General features: G+C 72.0%; 21 protein-coding genes and 1 pseudogene. 9 read left to right on the forward strand and 13 right to left on the reverse strand.

All coding sequences use genetic code 11. The annotated features are described in order from the left end of the window. Positions 1-163: 163 nt before the first annotated feature. Positions 164-586, reverse strand: coding sequence for a GNAT family N-acetyltransferase (locus OG370_RS01010; RefSeq protein WP_328459553.1), 423 nt, complete (start codon positions 584-586; stop codon positions 164-166). A gap of 54 nt (positions 587-640) precedes the next feature. Next, entirely contained in the window at positions 641-1648 is a 1008-nt protein-coding gene (locus OG370_RS01015; RefSeq protein WP_443060834.1) for a DUF3533 domain-containing protein, read from the reverse strand. A 276-nt stretch (positions 1649-1924) separates the two neighbouring features. On the opposite strand from OG370_RS01015, the gene OG370_RS01020 reads away from it, so the two are divergent. Next, the gene (locus OG370_RS01020; protein WP_328459557.1) at positions 1925-2473 is read left to right on the forward strand and encodes a hypothetical protein; all 549 of its coding nucleotides are present in this window, start codon (positions 1925-1927) and stop codon (positions 2471-2473) included. On the opposite strand, the gene OG370_RS01025 is transcribed toward OG370_RS01020, so the two are convergent. Beyond that, positions 2470-3297: a hypothetical protein gene (locus OG370_RS01025; protein ID WP_328459559.1), complete on the reverse strand. Its 828-nt coding sequence runs from the start codon at positions 3295-3297 to the stop codon at positions 2470-2472. The two genes, OG370_RS01020 and OG370_RS01025, sit on opposite strands and share 4 nt — an antisense overlap. Next, positions 3287-3613, reverse strand: coding sequence for a putative quinol monooxygenase (locus OG370_RS01030; protein ID WP_328459561.1), 327 nt, complete (start codon positions 3611-3613; stop codon positions 3287-3289). Before OG370_RS01030 ends, OG370_RS01025 begins: the two co-directional genes overlap by 11 nt. 307 nt (positions 3614-3920) lie before the next feature. On the opposite strand from OG370_RS01030, the gene OG370_RS01035 reads away from it, so the two are divergent. Next, a complete protein-coding gene (locus tag OG370_RS01035) occupies positions 3921-4091 on the forward strand; it encodes a hypothetical protein (protein ID WP_328459563.1) in 171 nt (56 codons plus the stop codon). 33 nt (positions 4092-4124) lie between these two features. On the opposite strand, the gene OG370_RS01040 is transcribed toward OG370_RS01035, so the two are convergent. Then, positions 4125-4826 carry a TetR/AcrR family transcriptional regulator gene (locus OG370_RS01040; protein ID WP_328459565.1) on the reverse strand — a complete coding sequence of 234 codons (702 nt, stop codon included), beginning with the start codon at positions 4824-4826 and terminating at the stop codon, positions 4125-4127. A 100-nt stretch (positions 4827-4926) separates the two neighbouring features. Between OG370_RS01040 and OG370_RS01045 the strand changes: the two genes are divergently transcribed. Then, entirely contained in the window at positions 4927-6057 is a 1131-nt protein-coding gene (locus tag OG370_RS01045) for an FAD-dependent oxidoreductase (RefSeq protein ID WP_328459567.1), read from the forward strand. An 83-nt stretch (positions 6058-6140) separates the two neighbouring features. Here the strand turns inward: OG370_RS01045 and OG370_RS01050 are convergent, their stop codons facing one another. Further along, the gene (locus OG370_RS01050; protein WP_328459569.1) at positions 6141-6902 is read right to left on the reverse strand and encodes an SDR family oxidoreductase; all 762 of its coding nucleotides are present in this window, start codon (positions 6900-6902) and stop codon (positions 6141-6143) included. Between the two features lie 192 nt (positions 6903-7094). Between OG370_RS01050 and OG370_RS01055 the strand changes: the two genes are divergently transcribed. Further along, positions 7095-8066 carry a helix-turn-helix transcriptional regulator gene (locus tag OG370_RS01055; protein WP_328459571.1) on the forward strand — a complete coding sequence of 324 codons (972 nt, stop codon included), beginning with the start codon at positions 7095-7097 and terminating at the stop codon, positions 8064-8066. 60 nt (positions 8067-8126) lie between these two features. Here OG370_RS01055 and OG370_RS01060 read toward each other — a convergent pair whose 3' ends face one another. Both OG370_RS01060 and OG370_RS01065 read right to left on the reverse strand, forming a co-directional pair. Further along, on the reverse strand, positions 8127-8363 hold the full coding sequence (locus tag OG370_RS01060) for a tetratricopeptide repeat protein (protein WP_328459573.1): 237 nt from the start codon (positions 8361-8363) through the stop codon (positions 8127-8129). Positions 8364-8404: 41 nt separating this feature from the next. Beyond that, complete coding sequence (locus OG370_RS01065) at positions 8405-9832, reverse strand: aminotransferase-like domain-containing protein (RefSeq protein WP_328459575.1); 1428 nt, start codon at positions 9830-9832, stop codon at positions 8405-8407. Between OG370_RS01065 and OG370_RS01070 the strand changes: the two are divergent. Both OG370_RS01070 and OG370_RS01075 read left to right on the forward strand, forming a co-directional pair. Then, a pseudogene (locus tag OG370_RS01070) lies at positions 9831-10748 on the forward strand (DMT family transporter); the annotation flags it as partial. The gene OG370_RS01065 and the pseudogene OG370_RS01070 sit on opposite strands and share 2 nt — an antisense overlap. Before the next feature lie 267 nt (positions 10749-11015). Next, complete coding sequence (locus OG370_RS01075; protein ID WP_328459579.1) at positions 11016-11264, forward strand: hypothetical protein; 249 nt, start codon at positions 11016-11018, stop codon at positions 11262-11264. Positions 11265-11423: 159 nt separating this feature from the next. Here the strand turns inward: OG370_RS01075 and OG370_RS01080 are convergent, their stop codons facing one another. Continuing rightward, positions 11424-12149, reverse strand: a complete 726-nt coding sequence (locus OG370_RS01080; protein WP_328459581.1) for a dienelactone hydrolase family protein — start codon at positions 12147-12149, stop codon at positions 11424-11426. A 582-nt stretch (positions 12150-12731) separates the two neighbouring features. On the opposite strand from OG370_RS01080, the gene OG370_RS01085 reads away from it, so the two are divergent. Beyond that, entirely contained in the window at positions 12732-13598 is an 867-nt protein-coding gene (locus OG370_RS01085; RefSeq protein WP_328459583.1) for an LLM class flavin-dependent oxidoreductase, read from the forward strand. Between the two features lie 495 nt (positions 13599-14093). Here OG370_RS01085 and OG370_RS01090 read toward each other — a convergent pair whose 3' ends face one another. Further along, positions 14094-15005 carry an LLM class flavin-dependent oxidoreductase gene (locus tag OG370_RS01090; RefSeq protein WP_328459585.1) on the reverse strand — a complete coding sequence of 304 codons (912 nt, stop codon included), beginning with the start codon at positions 15003-15005 and terminating at the stop codon, positions 14094-14096. A gap of 61 nt (positions 15006-15066) precedes the next feature. Between OG370_RS01090 and OG370_RS01095 the strand changes: the two genes are divergently transcribed. Further along, on the forward strand, positions 15067-15528 hold the full coding sequence (locus OG370_RS01095) for a MarR family winged helix-turn-helix transcriptional regulator (RefSeq protein WP_328459587.1): 462 nt from the start codon (positions 15067-15069) through the stop codon (positions 15526-15528). Between the two features lie 401 nt (positions 15529-15929). Here OG370_RS01095 and OG370_RS01100 read toward each other — a convergent pair whose 3' ends face one another. Beyond that, the gene (locus tag OG370_RS01100) at positions 15930-17051 is read right to left on the reverse strand and encodes a Gfo/Idh/MocA family protein (protein WP_328459589.1); all 1122 of its coding nucleotides are present in this window, start codon (positions 17049-17051) and stop codon (positions 15930-15932) included. 91 nt (positions 17052-17142) lie between these two features. Here OG370_RS01100 and OG370_RS01105 point away from each other — a divergent pair, with 91 nt between their 5' ends. Continuing rightward, positions 17143-17778 (forward strand): TetR/AcrR family transcriptional regulator, encoded by a 636-nt coding sequence (locus OG370_RS01105; protein ID WP_328459591.1) that lies wholly within the window; start codon positions 17143-17145, stop codon positions 17776-17778. 222 nt (positions 17779-18000) lie between these two features. Here OG370_RS01105 and OG370_RS01110 read toward each other — a convergent pair whose 3' ends face one another. Together OG370_RS01110 and OG370_RS01115 are read right to left on the reverse strand one after the other, a co-directional pair. Further along, positions 18001-19074: an alkene reductase gene (locus tag OG370_RS01110; protein WP_328459593.1), complete on the reverse strand. Its 1074-nt coding sequence runs from the start codon at positions 19072-19074 to the stop codon at positions 18001-18003. Between the two features lie 300 nt (positions 19075-19374). Beyond that, entirely contained in the window at positions 19375-19863 is a 489-nt protein-coding gene (locus OG370_RS01115) for a MarR family winged helix-turn-helix transcriptional regulator (protein ID WP_328459595.1), read from the reverse strand. Positions 19864-19972 lie beyond the last annotated feature (109 nt).

Here is a 19972-nt window from a genome sequence, read left to right on the forward strand (position 1 = left end):
CACGACAGCGAGCGCACCACCGGGCGGGCCATCGAGCCGGCCACCGAACCGGCCACCGAGCGCGCCGTCGAACCGGACGGCGCGCGCCGCTTCGAGCCGGACGGCGCGCATCGCCGCGCGGGCGGGCGGAGTTGAGGTGCGGGCCGGCCGCCGCGGCGCGGGCTCAGAGCGCGATGAGCCCCGCGGCCGTCGGCCTGAACCCGCAGGCGTCGAGGTAGAACGCCCGCAGGTCCTCCTCGAAGTCGACGTGCAGCCAAGTGCATTCGGCGGCACGCGCCTGGCGGGCGGCCTCGGCGACGAGCCCGGCGCCGATTCCCGTACGGCGGTGGCTGCCCGCGACCACGGTGTCCAGGATGAACGCGTGGACACCGCCGTCCCACGCCACGTTCACGAACCCGACGAGGTCACCGTCGTCGCGGGCGCAGACCCAGCCCAGGCTGTGGCGCCGTACCTGCGCCTGCCAGTCGGTGCCCGAGGCGCCCGAGGCGCCCGAGGCGCCCGAGGCCGGGTGGCCGAAGCCCGCCGCATGCAGCGCGTCGACGGCCGTGTTGTCGAAGTCGTCCCGCCACGCGTACGTGATCGTCATGGCGCGAGCGTATGCCGCCCGGGTCACCCGACGCTCCCCGGTTTTCCGCCGGCGTCAGGTCGCCGGTGCGACGGACGTGCGTCGGGTGCGCCGGTGGCGGACCGCCGCGGAGCCGATCGCGACGACCAGGCCGCCGAACGCCCAGGCGCCCAGCACCCACAGGGAACCGGTGGTGGCGTGGCCGTCGAAGTAGACGGTGTTGCGTACGACCGTGGTGCCCGCGCCCGGGGGCAGCGCCTGGCCGATCGCGCGCCAGAACGGCGGCAGCAGGGCGGCCGGGTAGACGCCGCCCGAACTGGGATTGCCCAGGACGGTGAAGATGAGGATGGTGACACCGAGCCCGATCGTGCCCAGCAGCGACTGGAGCGCGACGCCCACGGCGCCGGAGGCGAAGACCACCAGGGTGCCGATGCCGACCAGCTCCCAGAACGCGCCGGGCAGGCAGTCCAGCACCGGGCCGACGATGACCGCGCCTCCGATGCCGGAGATGAACGCGTAGGGCACCATCGCCGCGAGCCGCACCAGGATGCGGCGGAGCGTCGGACGGGCCGAGCCGGTCGCCATGCTCAGCGCCGACGAGGCGAGGTATCCGCCGATCGTCCAGCTCAGCACCAGGTAGAACGACGACAGGCCGCGCGAGTCGCCCGACGCCGGCGGGCGGATGTCCCGCACGGTGATCCGGCGGTCCTGCTTCCCGTCGACGACCTGCACGACCTTCGTGGCGGCGTCGGACGCCGACGGCCCGCCGGCCGAGGCGATCAGGACGGTGTCCGTACGGCCGGTCGCGTCGACGATGAACACCGCGTCGGCACGGCGGTCCAGCAACCGCTTCCGGCCCTGCGCCCGGTCGGCGACGGCGGTAGCGGCCAGCGGCGTACCCGGAAGCGCGTTGAGCCGCGTGACCGCACTGCCTTCGAGCGCCGCCGGCGCCACCACGGCCACCGGCACGCGGTGCGCCTTGGGCGCGTGGAAGGCCCCCATGTACGACAGCGCGAACCCCAACTGCAGGAGCAGGACGCCCAGCATGATCAGTGCGGCCCGGACGGTGATCGCGTCCCGCACCTCCGCCACCGCGCCGCGCGCGCCCACCTCGTCCTGTCCTGCCCGATCGCCTTCGCCCGGCAACACCGTTCTCCCTCCAGCGGCACACCCGTCCGCACCAGCACGACCGGGCCCGGCACATCCTCCGCCGCCCGTACCGCCCGCCGGCTCGGACGCGCCCACCGCACCGGCCCACACGCCCCATTCGGTGGAGGCGGGCACCGGTGAAACCGCCCGAACGGGCAGCGGGCGAGGCCCCTCTGGCGTCCACCTGCCGGGGACGGCAGGATGCTCGGCATGGATCAGGGGGTGGCCGCGATCCTCGCGGCCGGCGTGGCGGGCGCGGCGGGCGCGCTGGGGGCGGTCGCTGGGGCACGGGCGGCGGGCCGGGCCGCGCGCGGACAGGCCGCCCACGAACAGGCGTTACGCGCGCGGGGCGCCGCCATCGAGGCGATCGACACGGCCTGCAACGCCTTCCATCAAAAGGGGTACGTCGCGATACAGGCCGTCGTGGAGTTCGAGGCGGCTGTCATGGACGGTCACGACGGCAGCAGCCAGGAGCGGGAGTTCAGCGTCTCCATCAGCGCGGCGCTCATGGCCACCCACGAAGTCAGGTGGTGCTGCGCCGAGTTGGAGGAGCCGGCCCGTCAGTGGTGCGACGCGATACAGAAGATCGGCCAGGCGATCCGCGCCCTGCGCGCCACCCCCGACGCGACCACCGATCCGGCCTCTCCCACCCACCACCGCCGCCACGCCGCCTGGCGGCACGAGAAGGAGGTCCTGCACGCCTTCCAGCGCCGGGTCCAGCAGGTCAAGGAGTCCACGTCCGCTTCGTTCCTGACCTAGGGAGTCTCCTTCCCGACCTGGGTGGTGGGCCCGGACAGCGCGGACATCAGGCCGCGCATCGTCGCGACGAGGGCCGGCCGGTAGCCGGCCTGGCGAGGTGGCCGCTGCGGGATTCCGTCGGCGTCCGGGGGCGGTAGCGCGCCCGGGCCGGTCCACTTCTCCTGGACGTCGACGGCGACGGTGAGCACCGCGCCGCCGTGCAGGACGGTCAGGGTCTCGTCACCGTCGCTGGTCATCAGGTAGGCCCGGTCCCCGATATCGGGCACCCGAACGACGTGCGTCGACCCTCCGACTGCCAGGATCGCCGTGGTCGTACCCGAGCCGTCGTCCGAGGGCGCGACCGGCTCCAGGGTGTGCCGGCTGCCGCCGACATCGTCGAACTCGGCAGCGGGGTCGGTCTTCTTGTGCAGTTGCACCGTGACGACGGTGCTGTACGAAGCCTGCCAGTGGGTCCCGACGGAGCGCTGCGCCGTGAGCGTGCACTCGGCCGCGTCGAGCGCCGGACCGGTCTGCATCTCTGCCGGGGACACCTCGACGTGGCCCGTGCCGAGCGCGTCCGTCAACGGCTTGAGGCTTGAGCCGCTGCAAGGGCTCCCGGAGATCCGGTAGTGATGGAGGTCGGGGACTGCTTCCTTCCCGTACCCGGACAGGTGCAGCACCAGCGCCCACGCGGCCGAGGTCGCGACGACCGCCCCGAACACCCACGGCCACGGCCGCGTTCGAGCACCCCTGACGCCGCCGCGCACCACGTCCGCGGACGCGCCTTTCCTCCACGCGCCCTCCGGGTCTCCCCCGTCGCCCTCGACCTCCGGTTCACCGATCAACGGCTCGACTGTGCACATGAGCGGCGTAGCCGTGGAAGCCCTCGGGCTGCCGGGCCAGGAGCGGCGGAACCCGGCTGCTCACGGCTGCGACCGGCACGGAACGGGTGGTCGTGTCGTGTGCGTCCTTGTCGATCCACAGCTGGGTCAGCCAGAGCGTGTCCGGGTCGTCCAGGGCTGTGTTGATGCTGTAGCCGAGCAGGCCGCCGTTGTCGCCGCTCGCGCGGAAACCGTCAAGGAGCACGGCGACCAGCTCGTCCCGCCGCCCCGGCAGTGCGGTCATTCGTCCGTAGACGCTGAACATGTTCCCCCTGGACACGCAGCCACCCCTCGCCTGAGCCATCCGCGCCCGCGCCACACTCCCGTGACACGTCGTCAGACGAGTCTAGCCACCACGCCACGCGTCCGCCCCGTGCTCCTCGCACCGAGGACGACCTCAACCGGCCCCGCCGGGCGCTGATACCCGCCGGAAGGCCGGCCAGCTCCTCGCCGGCTCCGGCATCGCCTGGACCTCGCTCCGCAACGGCTTCCACGCCCACAGCCTCGCCTGGCTGCTCGGCCCCAGCAGAATCGTCCGCAGGCTCCTCGGCCAGCTCGACACGGACGGCTACGGCTGCGGCTCCGGCGTGCTCAAGGGCCCGCTCCCGATCCAGTCCCGTGCGGGCCTGCCGCGGCTCACCGCGGTGTTCGCGACCGTTCTCCCGGCGACCGGCGACGCATGCGCGGCCGGGTACTTCGTGCACGTGCGCGCCATGGCCGTGCCGGCCACGGAAATCGGGACCCTGCGCGACGCGTAGACCCCGAGTCTGCTCCCGACGGGGCTCGGCCCCTTACCCGGCGGAGCCGGGGTTGCCCGGGCGGTGGACGGACTCGATGCCCGCGAGGATGAGATCGACGCCGGCCAGGAACTGCTCGCGGTCGTCGTGTTCGCGCGGTCGGGTCCCGGCGCGGCGCAGGGACGGGTAGCGCGCGGGGTCGAGCTGCGCCCACCGCGCGGCGACGGCGGCGAGGAACGTCGACCGGTCGGTCTTGCTGTCGGCGAGCGCGCGGGCGTTGGCGGCGTTCTGCCCGGCGACGCCGAGGATGTAGTTGACCAGGACGCCCGCGGCGTCGGACAGCGCTCGCTCGGGAACTCCCAGCGCCTGCAGGTGCGTGCTGATCTTCTCGTAGATGTCCAGCAGCGGCGGCCGCCAGGGTTCGCGGGTGAGCTGGGCGCCGACCCACGGGTGGGCGTCGATCGCGTCGAACAGGCCGAGCGCGACGGCGCGCAGCGCCTGCCGGGGCTCGGCGTCGGCGTCGAGGCCGGCCACGACACGGGCGATGACGTGGTCGGTGGCCGCGGCGAGCAGGTCGCCGCGGTCCGCGACGTGGTGGTAGATCGCCCCGTACCCGGTGGACAGCCGCACGGTGAGCGCCCGCAAGGTCAGCGCGTCCTCGCCCTCGGCGTCGAGTATCCCGGTGGCGGCCTCGACGATGACGTCCCGGGACAGCGCCTCCGTGCGTCGGGGGGTCCGCCGGGACTTGGTCGTCATGCGCCCCATTCTGCCACGCTTGGATCGCCACTTGGATTGCCGCTCCACACCCGTGCTAGCGTCATTGGAGTGACAATCCAACGATTTTCGGAGGTCCACCGTGACGCCACCGATCACCGTCGTCGGAGCCGGCCTCGGCGGCCTCGTCCTGGCCCGCGTCCTGCACAGGAACGGCATACCGGTCACGGTCTGTGAGGCCGAGACCTCGTCGGCCGCGCGCACCCAGGGCGGCCTGCTCGACATCCACCCGTGGAACGGCCAACCGGCGCTCGAAGCGGCCGGCCTGATCGAGGAGTTCCGCGGCCTGGTGCTGCCCGGCCGCGAGTCCTACCGGGTGCTGGACCGGGCCGGGACCGTGCTGCTCGACCGGCCCGACGACGGCACGGGCGTACGCCCCGAGGTGGCGCGCGGCGAGCTGCGGCAGATGCTGCTCGACTCGCTTCCGGACGGCACCGTGCGGTGGGGGCGCAAGGTCAGCGGCGTGCGGGCCCTCGGCGGGGGCGGCCACGAGGTGCGCTTCACCGACGGCGCCACCGTCAAGACCAGCCTGCTGATCGGGGCGGACGGGGCGTGGTCGCGGGTCCGCCCGCTGCTGTCCGGCGCGACCCCGCGGTACGTGGGCGTCACCTCCGTCGAGTACTTCCTGTGCGACGCGGACACCCGGCATCCCGCCACCGCGGCGGCGGTCGGCGCCGGGTCTCTGTTCGCGCTCGCGCCGGGAAGGGGCTTGCTGGTCTACCGGGAACGGGGCGGCACCCTGCACGCGTACGTCCAGCTCACGGTGGCGCGGGACTGGCTCGCCGGCATCGACGCGGCCGACGGCGCGGCCGTGTCGGCGCGGGTCGCCGCCGAGTTCGACGGATGGGCGCCCGAGCTCACCGCGCTGATCACCGGCAGCGACACCGCGCCGGTCGTCCGCCCCCTGCACGCGCTGCCGGCCGGGCACCGCTGGGCCCGGGTGCCCGGTGTGACCCTGATCGGCGACGCCGCCCACCTCGAGCCCCCGAACGGCGAAGGCGCGAACACGGCCATGCAGGACGGCGCCGAACTCGGCCGGGCCCTCGCCGCGCACCCCGACGACGTCGAGGTCGCGCTGGCGGCGTACGAGCAGGCGATGTTCGCGCGCACCGCCGCCGACGCGGGAGGCGAGGACGTCTACGAGCTCATGCTCGGCGACGACGCGCCCCACAGCTGGGTCGCCATGATGGGCGGCGCCGAGCGGGCGTCGTGACCAGGTGGCCGCCGCAAGGTGGAACCCGGCCGTCCGTTCGTACGGTGCCTGGGCTGTGGGGGTGTCAGCTCGTACCGGCGGTGTCAGCTCTTGCGGCCGGGGAGCATGGCCAGCGCCTGGGAGCGCTGGGCGACGAGGTCGTCGTAGGTGCCCTCGCGCTCGGCCCAGCGGTGCATGAGGACCCGCTCGACGAGGATCTCGTCGGGGGTGGGGTCCTGCGCGAGCAGCCGCATGACCTCGGTGGCGAAGGCGTCGAGCGGCAGGGCGTGCGGGTTGACCTGCTCCTGTCCGGCCGTGGCGACGGCCGGGGGGACCAGCTCCACGACGCCGACGCCGGTGCCGTCGAGCTGCGCGCGCAGCGCCTCGGAGTAGGCGTGCACCGCGGCCTTCGAGGCGGCGTAGGTGGGCATGGGCGGGAACGGCAGGAAGGCGATGCCCGAGGTGACGGTGACGAAGGTGCCGGCGCCGCGCCGGATCAGGTGCGGGGTGAAGGCGTCGATGACCCGGATGGTGCCGACCAGGTTGGTGTCGATGGTGGTCAGCGCCGCCTCGAAGTGGGCGGGGTCGCGCAGGTCCTCCAGGAGCATGGCGCCCGACATCGTCACCACGGTGTCGAGGTCGGGGTACGTCGCGAGTACCGCGTCGCGGGCCCGTGCGACGGAGGCGCCGTCGGTGACATCGACGGCGAAGGTGCCGAAGCCTTCCGCGGACAGTTCGGCGAGCGCCTGCTCGCTGCGGCCGCCGACGGCCACGGTGCTGCCTGCCGCGGCGAACCGCCGGGCCAGCTCCCGGCCGATGCCGGACGTTCCGCCGACGATGAGGACGGTACGGTCGGACAGATCCATGAGGTGCTTCCTTCGGTTCGGAGCGCCGCCGGCGGTCGGACCCGCGGCGCCTGTTCTGCGATGGTCCCTGTCCCTCTCGAACAGCGATGCCGCAAGTCTTGACGGCATCCGCCGGGTGTGGCAGGGCCCCGATCTTCCAGGGTCCTGACAGGGCCCCCGTTGAGACGCGCGGACCGCATTACGGTGGTCGGCATGAACGACGAGGAATCCGGCAACCGGCTCGGCGGCTACCTGCGCGCCCGGCGCGAGCTGGTCTCCCCCGCGCAGGCCGGGCTCCCGCCCGGCGGCAACCGCCGCGTGCCCGGCCTGCGCCGCGAGGAGGTCGCCCTGCTCGCCGGGATCAGCGCCGACTACTACCTGCGCCTGGAGCGGGGCCGCGACAAGAACCCGTCCGTCCAGGTGCTCGAATCGCTCGCCCGCGTGCTCTGCCTCGACGACGTCGAGCGGACCTATCTGCTCGGTCTCGCGGCGGCCCGGCCCAGGGCGCCGCGCCGCAAGCGACCCGAGCAGGTGCCGGCACGGGTGCACCAGCTCCTCGCGCAGTTGCCGTTTCCCGCGTTCGTCGAAGGTCGCGCCTTCGACGTACTGGCCTCCAACCCGATGGCCGTCGCGTTCTCCCCTCGGCTGCGGCCGGGCCACAACCGGCTGCGCTCCCTCTTCCTCGACCCCGAGGAGCAGGCCTTCCAGCAGGACTGGACGAAGGCCGCCGCCGGTTTCATCGCGGCCCTGCGCACCACCATCGGGGACGACACCGACAACCCCCGGTTCGTCGAGATCGTCGGCGAACTCGCCCTGTCCAGCGAGCGGTTCCGCGCTCTGTGGGCCCGGCACGACGTCCGCAGCCTCGACGGCGGCACCACCACCGTCCACCACCCCGTCGTCGGTGAACTACGGCTCCACCGCGACAAGCTCCCCATCGACGACGTCATCCTCGTCGTCTACTACCCCGACAAGGACAGCGACAGCGACGAGAAGCTCCGCCTCCTGGCCGCCCTCGCCCACCCCGAGACCACCGCGCACCCGGACACCGCCGAGACCACCGCCCACCCCGAGACCTCCGCCCACCCCGACCACGCCACCGCCGCACCACCCGGCCCCCCGCCGGACACCGCCCCGCGCCCGTCATCCCCGGGGCACCGGGCGGAGGGCCCTGGCCGGGCGTGATGGCCGGCCCCCTGTTTCCGGCTTCGCCGGACGCACCCCCTGCGCGTCGCCGGACGATCGTCACCCGGCATCGGGAGTGTCCTCGTCGGTCCGGAGCATGCCCTGCCATCTGGCGAGGTTGTTCTGGGCCGTACGGGTGCTGGGGTGGTCGGGGCCCAGCACCCGCACTATGTCGTCCAACAGCTCGGCGAAAGCAGCCGCGGCACCCTCCGCATCCCCCGCTTCCCCGCGGAAGTAGGCGAGGTTGCTCCGGACGATGAAGATGTCCGGGGGTCGGGGCCCGGGAAGAGCAGACACGGCAGCCGCTCGCCCCGGGTCCCGCGGGCGGCAGCCCGCCTTCACAGTCCGGGAGCCGTCTCGGCGAGCGCGCGGGACAGCCGCTCGACTCCTTCCACGATCTCCTCGGGACCTGCGGTGGCCGCGAAGGCGATCCGCAGATGGGGCGCCGGGGCCTCCGCCGGAAAGTAGGGGCGGCCGGGGGAAATGGCCACGCCCGTGCGGAGGGCGGCATACGTCAGCGCGGTCTCGTCGGTGCCGTCGGGCAGCCTCAGCCACAGGTGGTAGCCGCCGAAGGGTACGGGTTTCGGGAGCAGGCCGGGGAGTTCGCGCTCCAGGGCGGCGACCATGGCGACGCGGCGCTCACGCAGACCGGAGGCGACCGCGCGCAGGTGGCGCGGCCAGGCCGGGGCGCCGACGAGTTCGAGAGCGGCCTCCTGCAAGGGGCGCGGCACGAAGAAGTTGTCGACGAAGTGGACGGCGCGCAGCCGCTCCAGCGCGGGGCCACGGGCGATCATGGCTCCGACCCGCAGGTTGGGCGACGTGGGTTTGGTGAGGGAGGTGATGTGCACGACGGTGCCGTGCCGGTCCTCGGAGATCAGCGGGGGCGGCAGCGGGTCGCCGTGCCCGAGGTGGCGGGCGAAGTCGTCCTCGATGACGAACGCGCCCGCGGCGTGCGCGATGTCGAGGACCACGCGGCGGCGCGCGTCGGCGAGGACGGCGCCGGTCGGGTTCTGGAAGAGCGGCTGGCACAGGAACACCCGTGCGCCGCTGGCGGAGAAGGCGTCGGCGAGCAGGTCGGGGCGTACCCCGTCCGCGTCGATCGGTACCGGTACGAGTCGCAGGCCGGCGGCGCGGGCGACAGCCAGGACCCCCGGGTAGGTGGGCGACTCGACGAGGACCGGTGCTCCCGGGGGTGCCAGGGCTCGCAGCGAGGCGGTGAGGGCCGCCTGCCCGCCCGCGGTGACCAGCACCTGGGCGGGCCCGACGCCGGCGCCTCGGCCGAACCAGGTGCGCAGTGCGGTCAGTCCGTCCACGGGCGGCCGTTCCCAGGCGCCGGCCCGGCGGGCGGCCCTGGCCAACGCGGTGGTGAGCTCCCGCTCGGGCGCGAGAGTCGGGTGCAGGTAGCCCTCGTTGAAGGGGATCACGTCCTGTGCGTGCGTGGCGAAGTTGGCCAGCACCCCGGAGGCGTCGACCACGCGCGGCGGGCCGTCCGGGTCCTGCGTGGTCAACGCCACCTGCTGCCAGGAGGTGTCGATGCTGCCGATGCGCGCCGCGTGGTTCGGCGCGCGGTAGGTACCGGCGCCGGGGCGGAGGATGACCAGGCCCTCGGCCGCGAGGGCCGACAGCGCGCGGGAGACGGTGACCGGGCTGACCCGGAAACGCTGCACCAGTGTCCGGCTCGACGGCAGCTTCTCGCCCGGGGAGAAGCGGTTCAGCTCCGCCCGAAGCGATTCGGCGACGGCGGTCGCACTGCTATCGTCGTTCATGAGAGATGACAATAGCGCTACCATAACGGCCGCGGTACCGGTCGCCGGTGCCGTGCGAGGCGATTCCACCCCGCGCGGCACCCTGCTCGCCTGCCTCGGGGTCGCGATCTTCTCGCTCACCTTTCCCGCCACGCACTGGGCGTTGAGCGGCCTCGGGCCCTGGAGCACGGTGAGCCTGCGTGCGGTGCTGGCGGCCGCGGTGGCCGGAGTGTTCCTCTTCCTGGGCCGCGTCCCGCTGCCGGACCGGGAGCACTGGCCGGGACTGGCCGTGGTCGCCCTCGGGGTGGTCCTCGCCTACCCGTTGCTGACCACACTCGCCCTCGGCACCACCGCCACCTCGCACGCGGCTGTCGTGGTGGGCGCGCTCCCGCTGTGCACCGCGGTCTTCGGCGCCCTGCGCACGGGCGTACGGCCGTCCCTCACGTTCTGGGTCGCGGCTGTCGCCGGCGGAACCGTCGTGGTGGGCTTCGCCCTGGGGACCGGCGGCGGGGCGCTCACCGCAGGGGACGGCTACCTCTTCGCCGCACTGCTGGTGTGCGCGGCGGGCTACGTGGAGGGCGGTCGGCTGGCCGCGGTGATGCCCGGCTGGCAGGTGGCCGGCTGGTCGCTGGTCGGCGTACTGCCCCTGACGGTTCCGGGCGCGGCGGTTGCTCTTGCCTGTGAACCGGTGCGGCTGACCGGCGAGTCGGTGAGCGGGCTGGTGTGGCTCGCGGTGGTGGCGCAGTTTCTCGGTCTGCTGGTCTGGTACCGGGGGCTGGCTGCGATCGGGGTGGCCCGGGCCAGCCAACTCCAGCTCGCGCAGCCGGTGTTGACCCTCGTCTGGTCGGCGCTGCTGCTCGGCGAGCACCTGGGGGCCGCGACCCTGCCCACGGCGCTGGCGGTGCTGGTCTGCGTGGCGGCGACCCAGCGGGCGCGGACGAGGACGGCACCCGCGGACAGCCCCCGGGGTCCCGCCCGGTTCGACGAGGAGCCCGCGCGGGTCGGGTCCGAGGATGCGGGTGTCGGCGGTGCCGGTGTGGGTGGTGCCGGTATGGGCGGTGCCGGTATGGGCGGTGCCGGTGACCGTCTCGACCTCGATCCCCGGCTCGACCCCCACCGCTGACACCGACGCGAGCGCTTCGACCAGCTGGCTCGCCAGGAGATCAGCGCACTGCGGGAGGAGCGGGACAAGCTCAAGGACGTCGTGCTACGACAGCTGGGGCAGCAACTCGACCAGGTCGGCACGGGCGAACTGGGGGCACGTATCGACGAACTCAGCCGCCAGAACGCCGAGCTGACCGCCGAGAGGGATGCGCTGACTCGGGGCAAGGCCGAGTGGGAGGAGAAGCTTGCCGAGGCCGAGGCCGAGGCGGATCGGGACGCGGCTCGCGCGAGCCTGCGCAGGATGAGGCGCAGGGAGAACACCAACCCGGATGCCCCTGAAGGCGGATGAGCCCTGTCATCGGGCGGAGCCGGTTCCCGCCGCCGAGTGGGATCGCCCCCGCAGAGCGCCCCGGCACCATTTCTCTGAGCTGCGGTGATGCCCCACCAACCGGAGCCGGTGGCGGTCTGCCGCCTGGCTCGCGGCCCGGAGTCGCGGTTGCCGACCAGATCACTCCGTCACGGGCAGGCACTCGGCGAGCAGGTCGACGACATCGTGCCAGGCGCGCTGCGCGTGCTGTGGGTGGTAGCCGACGCCGGGGACGGCGGGGTGGTCGACCGGCGGGTGGTGGAAGGCGTGCAAGGCACCGCCGTAGACCACGAGGCGCCAGTCGACGCCCGCGGCCTGCATCTCGGCGGTGAACGCGTCCCGTTGCGCGGGCGCCATGATCGGGTCTTCCGACCCGACCCCGGCCCACACCGGGCAGCGAATGCGCGCCGCCTCGCCCGGTCGGCCCGTGGTAGTTGCGTTGACTGTGCCGATCGCGCGCAGGTTGACGCCCTCGCGCCCGAGTTCCAGCCCGATGGCGCCGCCGGTGCCGTAGCCGACGGCGGCGATCCGGTCGGGGTCGGTCCGCGGTTCGGCGCGCAACACGTCGAGCGCCGCATGGCCGATGCCCCGCATCCGGTCGGGGTCGGCGAGCAGTGGCATGCAACGGGCCAGCATCTCCTCGGGGTCGCCCAAATAGCGCCCGCCGTGAAGGTCGAAGGCCAGCGCTACGTATCCCAGCTCGGCGAGCGCATCGGCCCGGCGGCGCTCGACGTCGCTGAGCCCCATGCCCTCTGGTCCGAGCAGCACCGCGGGCCGGCGGTCGACACCGGCCGGGAGCGCGAGGTGCCCGATCATCGTCAGACCGTCGGCCGGGTACTCGACCGTGCGCGTGGTAATCGTCGTCATGAGACTGGACGGTAGTGATCGTCGAGCCCGGTCGGGCCGCTGTTCACCGCTGGCAGAACGGCGCGTGTGCCTCTGAAATGCGGCGATAGCTCCCAAGATCCGTCACCAACCCCGTTCCCGCCGGGACATCGACGCCCAGCAACATGCCTAAATCCCTCGGGACGTCGTTTCACGTGGTGAGGCGGCGGTAGTTGATGACGCTGGTGCCTACGGCGGTGAAGGCCGGGAAACGCTCAGGCTTCCGCTCGTCCCGGTCGAGGGCGTCGGGGTCGAGGCCGGCCCCTGCGGGCGAACTCCAGCAGATCGGCTTCCCGGTAGGCCACACCGAGGATCTCGGCGTCCATGCTGACGCGGCACCCTCCGCTCGGCGAGGGTGGGTGGGTGGGTGGACCAATTTGCATGCAGACCCCATGAGGCCGGCCTCAGCACCAGCCGGTCGAAGCCGCCTGCCGCGTTCGCCCCGAACGGCCGGCCTGCCTGCGCGGAGAAATGGCGAGAGCCGGACACGCTGGGAAAGGCACACGACGAGCGCCCGGTCTTATACCGTTGCCTGGACAGGTGGGGGTAGCCCACGATGTCCGGATGCGTTTCTCGATCAATATCCCGAACTTCGGCGACTTCGCCGACCCCCGAAACGTCGCAACCGTGGCGGCGGCGGCCGAGGAGTCCGGATGGGACGGGCTCTTCATCTGGGATCACGTCCATTACCGGGCGTATTCAGGGCGGCCCTTCGGGGACGCGTGGATGCTGCTGACCGCGGCCGCACTCGCGACGTCCCGCATCCGGGTGGGGACACTGCTCACTCCGGTAGCTCGTTATCGGCCACAGCAACTCGCGCGGCTGGTAGCCACCTTGGACAACCTCAGCGGAGGCAGGGTCGTCTTCGCGGCTGGGCTGGGTGGACCGGTCGAGGACGAGTACGGCAGCTTCGGCGACTCCACCGATCGACGTGTGCTCGCCGAACGACTGGACGAAGGGCTGGAGTTGTTGGCGCGGTTCTGGACGGGCGAGGCCGTCGACCACCACGGTCGGCACTACCAGGCGCGGGACGTGAGCCTGCGGCCCGCCACCGTGCAGCTGCCCCGGCCGCCGGTGTGGATCGGGGGCTTCTGGCCGAACCGTCCGCCCATGCGCCGGGCCGCGCGGTGGGACGGCGCGGTTCCTCTGTTCAAGAACGCCCTGCACGGATACCCGCCGGACCGCGAGGACGTGCGCGAGTTGGTCACCTATGTGCGCGGTCATCGAGAAGGCGACACCCAGCGCCCCTTCGACCTCGTGGTCGGCGGCGCCACTCCGGCGGACGCTGCCGAGGCCAAGGACGTGATCGGCCCGCTGCGCGACGCGGGCGCCACCTGGTGGGACGAAAGGCAACTCGATCCCGGCCCCGATGTGGACTGCCTGGCTCCGGTGCTGCGGCGCATCGAGGCGGGGCCGCCGGTACTCGATTAGTTTTCTTTGGAGTCGCGCGTCGTCGCGCTGAGCACGACCAGTCCTGCTGAACGGATGGTGCCCGAGAAGGTGTGGGAGCTGTTCCGGCGGCTGGTGCCGGAGAAGGCGGGGTTCTGTGGAACCCCGCCACGGGTGGAAGTCCGTGTCAGCGTCTGCCTGTGGAGGTGCCGGGATGCGGCCGGTACGGCGCCGACGAAGGCCGGCCACATCACCGACCGCTCTCACCGGGGGCCGGCACGGTCGGGCGGCTCACCGCCCGAGCCGAAACCACCTCGAAGCTGCCTTCGACGACCAGCCGCCCCGTTGGAAGCTGCTGGTCAGGGCTGCCCGACGATTGGGGACCGGCCACGGTCCGCTTGCTGCTGGTGGGGTTCCTGACTGACGAGCAGGCGGTCATCTGGATCTCTCAAGGTCGATGGGTGCATCGACCTGAGCGTTCATATGGCTTGCAGTGTCAGCCACTCAGGTTGTCCGTGTCGCTTGTTCAAAGGCCGGTCAGGCGCCCTTCTCACGGACAGGGGTGACGATCTCGTCGACGAGCCAGCGGGCGGCCTTGTCCGGGTAGGGGCGGGGCAGGGCGAGTACGACGTGCCGGATGCCGGCAGCGGCGAGTGCGTAGACGTGGGCGCGGGTGGTTGCGGGGTCGGCGTAGTCGACGATGATCTGGGCGGAGCGGGTGATCTCGGCGGGGTCGCGGCCGATCGCCGCGCAGTGCGCGTCCAGGACGCGGGCGCGCTCGGCGATCCAGTCGGTGCCGTTGTGGGGCGGGCCGGGGACGTTCCAGATGTCGGCGTGCTCGGCGATGATCCGCAGGGTGCGGTCGCCCCAGCCGCCGAGCAGCAGCGGCGGGCCGCCGGGCCGGACCGGGCCGGGGCCGTTGCGGGTGCCGCGCAGGGTGGTGAAGGGGCCGTCGTGATCGAAGACCTCCTCGCTCCACATGCTGCGCAGAATGGTGATCGTCTCGGTGAGGCGGGACAGACCCTCGCCGGGACTCGGGAGCGGGAGGCCGTAGGCGGCGTACTCGGCGACGGCCGGGTTGGGGCCGTCGGGCTGTCGGGTTCCGCCGACGCCCAGGCCCATGATCAGGCGCCCTTGGGAGATCACGTCCACGGTGGTGGCGATCTTTCCGAGGTGGGCGGGGGCCCGCAGCATGTTGCTGGTGACGAGCAGGCCGAGACGGAGTCGGGTGGTGCGGGCGGCCAGTGCGGCCAGCAGCGTCCAGCCCTCCAGGACAGCGCCGCCGGGCGGCCCGGCCAGTGGCATCAGGTGGTCCCACAGCCAGGCGTCGTCGAGTTCGGGCAGTTCGTCGGCCTCCTCCCAGACGCGGAGGATGTCGTCGTAGGCCAGGTGCATGGGCGTCGTCTTGACGCCGAAGCGGAGCGCGCGGTGAGGTGCGTCAACAGGCATGACCATCAGCCTAGTTGATCGTCAGCACTGCTGATGATCAGATGATGGTTAAGGTTTGGGAATGGCGGAGAATGACGACGACGGGGCGACGGTCGAGGAGTTGCTCGGCACGCGGCTGGGCTACCTGCTCAAACACGCGCAACTGCGGCTGGCCGAGCACGCCGGGCCCGCACTGGCCCCGTTCGGGCTGGACGCACGGGAGTTGGCGGTGCTCGCGGTGCTGGCGGCGGGCCGCCCGCTGTCGCAACTGGAGGCCGCGCGGCGGCTGGGCGTGGACCGCACGACGATGGTCGCGCTCGTCGACGCGCTGGAGGGCAAAGGGCTGGTGGAGCGGCGCCGCAGTGAGGAGGACCGCCGCCGCAACGTCGTTGAGTTGACGGAGCGGGGCAGACGGGCGCGGGCCGATGCGGAGGACGCCCGCGAGGCGGCGGAGCGCGAGTTCCTCGCCCCGCTCGGCGAGAAGGACGCGGCGCGCCTGGTGAAGTCGCTGCAGGTGCTGATCAGAACTCCGAACGGGCCCTGAACGGGACCTCGTTCAGCCGGAGCGCCTCGGCGGAGGTCTCCGAGCCGGCCGAGCGCCACGGCGAGTTCGTCGCGGAGTCGTTCGCTCTCCTCGTGCGGTGTGCGGTTGGCGTCCCGCAGGGCTCTGACCACCGTCTCGGCCCCGACGTCCTGGCTCAGACACCAGCCGCAAGATCACCGACGGGTAGCTGTCACGTCGTCAGACGGCCCGCTTCCCGCCCTCGGCGCCTCGTTGAGCCGATCGAGCGATGCGCGGCTCGGCGAGGAAGCTCTCGAACGAGGACCGGCGCGGCCTGACCGCGCTCTTCCGGTCGAACATCAACCCGTACGGAACCTTCCGCCTCGACATGGACACACGGCTCGACCTCGCGACGGCAGTCAGTCCCCGATCAATCCGGGCTGTCAGCCCAAGCGTTGCCGGGTGCCTGTGTCCGCGGAGTGCCTGATCGCGTCAAGGAGGCGGTGCAGCCGCAGGCCGGCATCGAAGTCCGGGACGCTGCGCGAGCCGGTGCGGAGGTCGAGGGCCAGCCGGGCGTACATCTGGGCCACGTTGAAGCCCTCGGCGGCGGGATCGAGCCCGGAGGCCAAGCGGTACCGGCTGGGAACGGGCAGCTCTTGACAGGTGCCGCCCGCATCACCTGGCCCTTGCACGCGCAGTTCACCGATCTGGATGCCTGCTGGGCCGGCAGCCCCGGTGGAGACGATGGCCAGGTCTCCCTTGGTGCCGGAGATTTCCAGTAGGGTCCCGGCGCCGGTGACCTTGGCGTCGTGGACGTGGGCCGACAGGACGGCACCGCTGGTGAGGGTCGCGTGGAGAAGGAGGTGGTCGGGGCTCGTCGCCTCCACCGTGTCACCGGTACCGGCGATGGTATGGACCGGGTGCTGGCCGGACAGCATCGCCGAGAGGTCGCTGATGCCACCGAGCATGTACTGCACCGCGTCGAGTGTGTGCCCGCCGGCGACCTCAAGTGTCCCGGCACCGTTGGTGCGATCGAGGGTGTAAGCCGCCCAGGCGGGAATCCGCTCCCCAGGTCCCTTCCCGCGGGCGGTGTGAACGGTCGCCGAGGTCACGCGTCCTACCCGACCATCGGCGACCAGCTCGCGGGCGTAGGCGATCGCCGGGGCATACCGCGCCTGCAACCCGAGCACGTGGTGCACGCCCGTGCCGTGGGCTGACTTCGCGAGGGCTGCGGCCTCCTGGGTGGTTCGGGCCAGCGGCCACTCGCAGTACACGTGTTTGCCGGCTGCCAGCGCCGCCTCGACCAGTTCGGCGTGCGCAGGCACCTTCACGGTGATGACGACCAGGTCCACCTCAGGGTGCTCGGCAAGTCGCCTGGCGTCGGCGAAAGCGTGCGCGGCCCCGAACTTCCGCGCTGCGGCCTGTGCGCTCTCGGGGCGGCTGGTGCCGACCGCGGTAATGCTGTACTCCGGCAGGGCAAGCAAGGCCGGGACGTGTGCCCGGGCGGCCCAGCCCCGGTCGGGACTCGCCCCGATGATGCCGACTCGGATTCTCTTCGCTTCCATGGCAGACCCCCAACTAAACGGACCAATCCTGTCCGGTTGGAGACTCTAGCCAAGCGGACAAGATCGGTCCAGTTATCGATAGGATCAGCGCATGAACCAACCGCGCAGCACAGTGGACCGCCTGCTCGTCGACGAGTCGGGCCGTCGGCCCCGCGCCGACGCGCGGCGCAACGTCGAGCGCCTGGTGGAGGCCGCCCGAGTCGCGGTTGCCGACATTGGCGTTGGTGTATCCGCACACGAGATCGCGCGCCGGGCAGGCGTAGGTGTCGGCACCTTCTATCGGCGCATCCCCTCCCTTGATGCGCTCCTGGAGATGGTGCTCGTGGAGATCCTCGACGAGATCTCGGACGTGGCCGATCAAGCTCTGGAGGACCCGGACGCCTGGAACGGACTCTGCGTGTTCGCCGCGACTTACGTGCGCCTCCGGGCAGAGAGCTGCGGCGTCAGCGAGGCACTCGGCGGGGCCTGCGGGGTCCCTCTCGCCCAGCGCCTGGAGGACCTGCGAGGACGGATTCGGCGTCTCGTGGAGCGCGCCCAAGCGGTCGGCGCCATGCGAACGGATGTCGCCTGGCAGGATGTCCCCTTCCTGCTCGCTGCCGCCGCGACTGGTGAGCGCACCCTGGACATGCGAGCGGGCAGTCAGCAGTGGGAGCGCAATCTCCAGATCATTCTCGACGGACTGCGCACGGCTCAGCCGAGCATGCTGCCGGGCACGCCGCCGACCTGAATTCGGACCCCGATGTATCCAGCTGGGACGGAGTGTCGGCAACTCGCGTCGACAGTCAACGTCGGTGAACGGTCCGGCCGATGGATTCCGACGACGCTCATCGGCTGCTGCCGCACACCGACGGCCGATCAGAACCCCGATCATCGGACCGACGCACATCTCCCCGCCGGCCCGGCAGGAAGCCACGTCCAGGCTCGGCCCGTCCCGCGGTTGTGACCTGCCCTACAGGTGCGGGTAGTCGGTGTAGCCGTGGTGGTCGCCGCCGTAGAAGGTGGCGGGGTCCGGCGTGTTGTACGGGCCGTGGGCGGCCAGGCGGGCGGGCAGGTCGGGGTTCGCGAGGAACAGCGCCCCGAAAGCGATCATGTCCGCGGTGCCGTCCTGGATCAGGGTGAGGGCGTCCGGGCCGGTGCGCTCGGGAAGCGTGAACGGGTTGAGGATGAACGTCGAGGGCCAGGTCTTGCGCAGGCGTGTGGTCAGCGTTCGGTCGACTCCTTCGAGAGTGTGCAGGTAGGCGAGGTTCAGCTCGCCGAGCTTGGTGACCAGGGTGGTGTACGTGGTCTCCACGTCCGCCGCGTCCTTCTCGGCGATGTCGTTGTAGGGGTTGCCGGGCGAGATGCGGAAGCCGGTGCGGTGGCCGCCGATCGCTTCCGCGACGGCGGCGGCCACTTCCAGGCCGAAGCGGACCCGACCGGTGACGTCGCCGCCCCAGTCGTCGGTGCGCTGGTTGGTGTTGGGTGCGAGGAACTGGTGGATCAGGTAGCCGTTCGCGCCGTGGAGTTCCACGCCGTCGAAGCCGGCGGTGATCGCGTTGCGTGCCGCGTCGGCGAAGTCGGCGATCGTGCGGGTGATGGCACCGGTGTCCAGTTCCTGCGGGGTGACGAAGTCCATCGGTCCCTGGTGGGTGAACACCTGGCCCTTGGCGGCGACGGGTGAAGGCGCGACGGGGGTCAGACCGGAAGGAAGCAGGCTGGGATGGCTGAGGCGGCCGGTGTGCATCAACTGCGCGAAGATCACACCGCCTTCGCGGTGGACGGCATCGGTGACCCTGCGCCAGGCGGCCACCTGCTGCGGCGCATGCAGGCCCGGCGTGTCGGGGTACCCCTGGCCGACCGGCGAGGGCTGTATCCCTTCGGTGACGATGAGGCCGGCACTCGCGCGCTGGCTGTAGTAGGTCGCCATCAGATCGGTCGGGGTGGCCCCCGGCCCGTAGGCCCGGCTACGGGTCATCGGAGCCATCACGATGCGGTTGGCCAGCGGCCGTCCGGCGACGTCGATCGGAGCGAATGCGTCCATCATGGAATCTCCCTGTGGTCACGGAGGAGGGAAGAAGGGTCGCCTGCGGCACGACCGAGGCCGGAGGGGAACCCTAGTGGCGCGCGAAAGGGCGCGGGGCTCCCACCTGCACAGGCGTGTGTGGTGGGCGTGTACGTACCTGCGTTTCCTGGCTGGTGCCAGGCGCGTGCGACGCACCGGTGAGACGGTCTCTCGGACACGGCGCTCACAGATCCGCGCGGAGCGATGCTTTCTTCTTGGACGGCCAGGACTGCCTGGGCTGCCCGCCGGCCGATCCCGGGCAGCCCTGGGGAACTGGGCCGCTCAGTCGAGTTCGGCGCCAGGGACGGGGCGCCCGTGATCCCCGATCGACTTCTCGATCGTGTACGCACACGTGGTGAACGCTTCGATCTGATCAGGGGTCAGGTCGCGCACGGAGAGCTGCTCCAGGGTGCGCCACATGTCGGCGATGGGCTCCTGAAGGGCCCGGCCGGCATCCGTGAGGCTGACCACCATGACCCGCCGGTCGTGGGAGGCCGGTTCCCGGGTGAGCAGTCCGGAGTCCTGCATGCGGCGCAGTGACTTGGAGACGGTGGAATGGTCCAGGCCGACACAGCCCAGCAGTTCGGCCTGGGTCTGTCCGTCCTTGTCGAAGAGCTGCATCAGCAGCAGTTCCTGCCCTGGGTGCAGGTTCATGGCGCGCAGCATGGCGGCGGCGCGGGCGCGGTGGGCGCGCGCGAGTTGGAAGATGGCGTAGCTCAATCGCCCATCACGCGCCGTGGCCGGCGGCTCGGGTGAAGTGCTGTCGGGCATCGCTACTCCATGGGCATGGTGAGTGGACAAGGTGCGGAGGCAAGCGGCGTGTACGGCTATGGGGATCGTACGAGCCGGCTTGCGTGCGGCTGCCGCCGCACGGCCGTGT

This window comes from Streptomyces sp. NBC_00448, assembly GCF_036014115.1.
In the GTDB taxonomy this organism is placed as follows: domain Bacteria; phylum Actinomycetota; class Actinomycetes; order Streptomycetales; family Streptomycetaceae; genus Actinacidiphila.